The sequence below is a fragment of the Sphingomonas sp. S-NIH.Pt15_0812 genome (assembly GCF_003951315.1).
Classification (GTDB): Bacteria; Pseudomonadota; Alphaproteobacteria; order Sphingomonadales; family Sphingomonadaceae; genus Sphingomonas.
In genome coordinates this window covers 1-5,530 of the sequence record NZ_QLJH01000072.1, presented here as the reverse complement: position 1 = coordinate 5,530, position 5,530 = coordinate 1, and the positions used below count along the sequence as shown (strand labels likewise).

At 67.7% G+C, this 5,530-nt stretch carries 5 protein-coding genes; 4 read left to right on the top strand and 1 reads right to left on the bottom strand.

Annotated features, from left to right (window positions below):
- Positions 1–222: 222 nt before the first annotated feature.
- Positions 223–1,164, bottom strand: a complete 942-nt coding sequence (locus BRX43_RS19735) for a hydrogen peroxide-inducible genes activator (RefSeq protein ID WP_164523697.1) — start codon at positions 1,162–1,164, stop codon at positions 223–225.
- A gap of 190 nt (positions 1,165–1,354) precedes the next feature.
- On the opposite strand from BRX43_RS19735, the gene nhaA reads away from it, so the two are divergent.
- The 4 genes from nhaA to BRX43_RS19715 form a co-directional block, all read left to right on the top strand.
- Positions 1,355–2,560: a Na+/H+ antiporter NhaA gene (gene nhaA / locus BRX43_RS19730; RefSeq protein ID WP_125996754.1), complete on the top strand. Its 1,206-nt coding sequence runs from the start codon at positions 1,355–1,357 to the stop codon at positions 2,558–2,560.
- 274 nt (positions 2,561–2,834) lie between these two features.
- Complete coding sequence (locus BRX43_RS19725; RefSeq protein WP_241215101.1) at positions 2,835–3,350, top strand: RNA polymerase sigma factor; 516 nt, start codon at positions 2,835–2,837, stop codon at positions 3,348–3,350.
- A complete protein-coding gene (locus BRX43_RS19720; protein WP_125996753.1) occupies positions 3,347–4,288 on the top strand; it encodes a FecR domain-containing protein in 942 nt (313 codons plus the stop codon). The genes BRX43_RS19725 and BRX43_RS19720 overlap by 4 nt, the downstream gene beginning before the upstream one ends.
- Before the next feature lie 68 nt (positions 4,289–4,356).
- On the top strand, positions 4,357–5,530 hold a 1,174-nt coding region (locus BRX43_RS19715), incomplete at its 3' end, for a TonB-dependent receptor plug domain-containing protein (RefSeq protein ID WP_241215100.1).

The following is a 5,530-nucleotide window of genomic DNA, read 5'->3' as shown; positions in this document are numbered from 1 at the left end:
TCGATATTTCGATAACGCTAGTTCGATAAGAAATGTTATGTTAAATTGTAAACCGGTTCTTGGATATCTGATGTGGTGCTTCGATAAGGCGGTTGAGCTGACCTACTTCAAGTCGAGGCATCGACGCTTCGTTCAGCCCTGTCGCATAAGCTCTAGGGCATCGGCGCGCTGTCCGTCGGACTTGCACGCTCACGCTTCCCGTCAGCCGGTGCCGGCACCGACCTAGACCTGCGGGATCGTGGCTGGCCCACCGCCGTCCGGTTGCCCCCAAGGCTGGACACAGGCGCGGATCGTCTCGGCGAGGCGGCGATAGGTCGCTTCTCGCGGTGACGAGGTCCGCCAGACCATCGTCAAGTCGCGCACGGGCGCTCGCGAGGCCAGTGGCCGCGCCACGATCAGCGTCTCGCGCAACACGTCCGACCGGACATAGAGGGCGGGGAGAAGCGATAATCCCATGCCGGTCGTGACCATGAGACGCAGCGTGTCGAGCGTCGTCCCCGCGAAATCATCCGCCTCGATCGCGCCGAATTCGGCGCATAGCGAGGTTATCTGATCGTGCAGCCGGGGCGTGCGGTCCATCAGCAGGATCGTCTCCCCGGCCAGGACCTCGGGCGGAACGATGTTATGGGCGGCAAGCGGATGCTCGCGGGGCATGACCAGGTGCAGCGGCTCCCGGATCAGCAGCGCGGAGCTGAAATCGGGCTGGTTCGGCGCGTGCGGTAGCAACAGCACGTCATGGGTGCCGTCCGACAATCTGCCCGGCAGATGCTCCAGCCGGTCCTCCCGCACGACGATACGGAGTCGCGGGAACGCCTCGCGCAATGCCGGCATCGCCAGCGACAGGACATAGCCGCCGATCGTCTGGAGAACGCCCATCTGCAAGGTGCCCTGGAGCGCATCGGGATCGTCCCGGCGGGCGATTTCCCGAATATCCTCGATCTCGGCCAGGATGAACCGGGCGCGGCGCGCGATCTCGGCCCCGACAGGCGTCAGCACCACGCGCGCGCGGGTCCGCTCCACCAGTTGCGCGTTCAGCCGGCCTTCCAGTTCCTTCAACTGCATGCTGAGGGTGGGCTGGGTCACGCGGCACTGATCCGCGGCACGACTGAAGCTGAGCGTATCCGCGACCGCCACGAGATAGCGGAGTTGCTGAAGGCGAGGCATCCCCAATCTTATAGCGGTCATCTATAAGCGGCAATGCATCTTCCGATTGTCCGCGCGCTACCGTGGCCGCTAGGACAGTGGACCGACATGTCCCGCGATGCCGGCCGCCCCGGCCGTCATGCTCGATCACGTTCTTCCATCAACCTGCATGGCACGCTCGATGGCGTGAAAGCGAAAGGCGGGGCTTTGCATGGCCGACCAGACCCATGACGATGCCGCCAAGGCTCGCTTCGCTGTCCTGCGTAGCGAGGCGGCGGGTGGCTTGCTTCTCATGGGAGCGGCGCTGCTCGCGATGATCGCGGCCAACCTGCCCGGCCCGCATCTGTACCATGATCTGCTGCACAGGCCGGTCGGCCCGACGCTGTCGGATCGGCTGGGGCCGATGACGCCGCATCTCTGGATCAACGATGGCCTCATGGCCCTGTTCTTCCTGCTGGTTGGCCTGGAGCTGAAGCGCGAGTTTCTGGAAGGTCGGCTTTCGCGCTGGTCCGAGCGGACCCTGCCTGCGGTCGCGGCTGCGGCCGGCATGGCGGCTCCCGCCCTGGTCTATCTGCTGGTGGCCGGGTCCGACCCGATGCTGCGCGGCGGATGGGCGATCCCGGCCGCAACCGATATCGCCTTTGCGCTCGGCGTCCTGGCGCTGCTCGGTGACCGGGTGCCGCCATCGCTGAAGCTGTTCCTGATGTCGGTCGCGATCGTTGACGACCTCGGCGCGGTCGCGATCATCGCCCTGTTCTACACCGCGTCGATCGACCTCCCGGCGATCCTGGCGGCAGCGGTCCTGTTCGGGGCGATGCACCTCCTGCGTCGCCGCGGGGTCGACAGGCTGGCGCCCTATCTGCTTCTCGCGGCGCTGCTCTGGTATGCCGTGCTGCTGTCCGGGGTTCATGCGACAATCGCCGGTGTCCTCGCCGCGACCGCCATCCCGCTGCGGTCGCGCGGCGCCGGCGCCAGCGCCCCACTGCACCGTCTGGAACATGCGCTGGCCCCGCTGGTCGGGCTGCTGATCGTACCGCTGTTCGGCTTCGCCAATGCCGGCGTGTCTCTGGCAGGGATCGGATTGGCGGCGGTCATCGCCCCGCTGCCGCTCGGCGTCGCGGCCGGGCTGTTCCTCGGCAAACAGCTCGGCATCCTCGGCGCGCTTCGATTGGGGACGCGATGGCGGCTCTTTGCGAGCCCGGCGGGAGCCAGTCCCATGCAGACCTATGGTGTCATCCTGCTTTGCGGGATCGGTTTCACCATGAGCCTGTTCATCGGGGCCCTCGCCTTCCCTGCCACGCCTCGGCTCGTCGAGGATGCGAAGATCGGCATTCTGTTGGGTTCGACGCTTTCGGCCCTGACCGGATATGCCGTCCTGCGCTTCGCCCCGCCCGGCCCGCCCGGTGCAGGTCGCTAGACGGGCCGGTGCCGGCCATGCCAGGATCGGGTCTCGTCATGATCGAGGCCGGGTTCCTTTGATGATTGAAGCAAGGCTGGCGAGCCAAGTCTCCGTCTACCCAGATATGCTTGCCATCGACATCCGTCTCGACAACCAGCGTCCGGGTGCCGGCTGCCTCCATCTCGCAGAGCGTCGACTCGCCCGTCGATCAGACCGAGCAATCCCGCATAGCGAAGAAGCATCTTTCTTTACCGGCGCCCACCCTATTATGAGGCTGGATCGGCCACAATGGATGACGCGTCAGGACATGCCGCCCAGCGGATTGGAACTCGTCTACCTGGAAAACCGTGATCGCCTCGTCCGATTTCTCCGGGCGCGCGGTGCGGGGGATGCCGCCGAAGATCTGGTCCATGACCTGTGGGTGACCATCTCCACCCGTTCCGACGGCCCGATCGCCAATCCGGTCGCCTATCTCCACCGCGCCGCGGACCGCCTGATGATCGACCGCTATCGCTCGCTCAGTCAGGCCGAGAAACGCGAGCAGGCCTGGGAGGCGGACCGGCACGACGAGAATGTCGTGATGCCGACGCCAGAGCGCGAAATCGGCGCACGCCAGGAGGCGGCACGGGTCGTTGCAGCTTTGGACGCACTGGGCGAGCGCAAGGCGGGGGTCTTCCGCCGGGTTCGCATCGATGGCGTCGAGCAGCGCGCCGTGGCGGTGGAATTCGGCGTCAGCCTCAGTACCGTCGAAGCCGACCTGCGCGAGGCCGCCCGTGCGCTCACCACGCTGAAGGATGCCATTCGATGAGCGCATTCGGCGGGAACGGCGCTCACGAGCCGATCGATGCCGAGGCGCTCGACTGGGCGCTGCGCATGGCCGAACCGACGGCGGACTGGGATGAATTTCTGGCATGGCTGGAGGCGGACCCGAGACGGTCGACCCGCTATGACCATGCGGTCTCCTCGCTGGAGGCCGCGACCGAGCTGGTACGCAGACAGGCGCCACCCCCCGCTACCGCTTACGAAACGTCTTCGTCGCGGCCTGCGCGCCGCCATTGGATAGGCGGTGCCATGGCGGCTGCGCTGATCGGCGTGATCGGTCTTGGCGTCTGGCATGAGCGCGACCGCAGCTACATGGTCGCCACGACGGCAGGCGAGCAGCGCGTCATCCGCCTCGCCGACGGCAGCAATATCGTGATGGCAGGAGGGTCGCGGGTCCAACTCGACCCCGCCCACCCGCGCAGCGCCACGGTTCTCGCTGGCCAAGCGCTGTTCCGCGTCCGCCACGATGCGGCCGATCCATTCCGCGTCCGGGCCGGCGACCTTGACCTCACCGACCTCGGCACGGTGTTCGACGTGCGTCTGCTCGGCGATCAAACGCATGTCGTGGTGGCGGAGGGCGCGGTATTGGTCGATCCGCAGGGCGCCAAGCTGCGGCTCGAACCGGGTCAGTCGGTGACCGAGGTCGACGGGCAGTTGCGGCGCGGCCGGCAGGATGCGACGGAGGTCGGTGCCTGGCGCGAGGGCCATCTTGCCTATGACGATGCGGCGTTACGCGACGTGGCGGTCGACCTGTCGCGGCAGCTTGGCCTGCGGATCACCACCACCCCGGCGGTCGCCCCGCGCACCTTCAACGGCACGCTGGAGATGCGGGGGCTTCGCGACGATCCGGGCGCTCTGGGTGTCCTGCTGGATGTCGAGGTGCGGCGCAATGGTAGCGACTGGATATTGGACGAGCGCCGTTGAGCATCATCCCGCGAAGGCTCTCCACGGTTGCAGCGTTCGCCATAACCCCGGCAGCAGCGGCGCAGACCTTGCCCGTCGACCTGCCGGCCGGCACGGTCGGCCAGCAGGTGACCGCGCTCGGCCGTCAGGCACGGACCAGCATCGTCGTACCCGATGCCGGCTTATGGGCCCGACCCGTCCCCGCCCTGCATGGCCGGATGACGGTGGAGGCGGCGCTGGGACGCATCGCCGCCCGCGCGCGCGCGACCGTCCAGCCCGTCGGCGGGGTCGGTTGGCGGCTGAACGCTGCCGCAACCCCGCCCCGGCGGCCGCGCCGCCAGCCGGTGCGGATCGCCGCGTCGCCGGCAGAAACGGCCCCCGGTCCCGACATCCTCGTCGTCGCCAGCAAACGCGACACCAGCCGCGACCAGTTCGCCGGCCAGGTCGCGCGCGTGCCGGGCATCGAGCTGGAACGTGGTGGCACTGGCGGCACGGAGCGGCTCGTCCAGCGGCTCACCAGCATCACCTCCACCTATCTCGGCGCCGGCCGCAACAAGCTGTTCATCCGCGGCATCGCCGATTCCAGCTTCACCGGCCCGACCCAGGCGACCGTCGGCCAATATTATGGCGACCTGCGCCTCAGCTACAATGCGCCGGACCCGGACCTGCGGCTCGCCGATCTTGCCGCGGTAGAGGTGCTGGAGGGACCGCAGGGCACGCTCTACGGCGCCGGCTCGCTTGGCGGCATCATCCGCCTGGTGCCCAACCCGGTCGACCTTTCCGTCACCAGCGGCTCGGTGGCCGTGGGAAGCTCGGCGACCGAGCACGGTCAGCCGGGCCTGGATACGCAAGCCGTGCTCAACGCGCCGATCGTCACGGATCGGCTCGCCGTGCGACTGGTCGCCAATGCGGCCTCGGAGGGAGGCTATATCGACAAGCCGTTGCTCGGTCGCACCGATGTCAATCAGACCCGCATCTGGGGCGGGCGGGCGACCGCGCATCTTGCGCTGGGACCGGACTGGAATGCCGAGCTTGTCGGCATCGGCCAGCGTATCCGCGGCGCCGACAGCCAATATGCCGACCGTAGCGGTCCGCCGCTCTCCCGCCTCGCCGCGGTGACCGAGGGTTTCCGCTCGGACTATGGCCAGATGCAGGCCATCCTCTCCGGCACGATCGGTGACGTCCATCTGCGCTCCACCAGCGGCATCACCTCGCATGATCTGCTGGAGCGCTATGATGCGACCCGGGCCGGGGGCCCCCGGC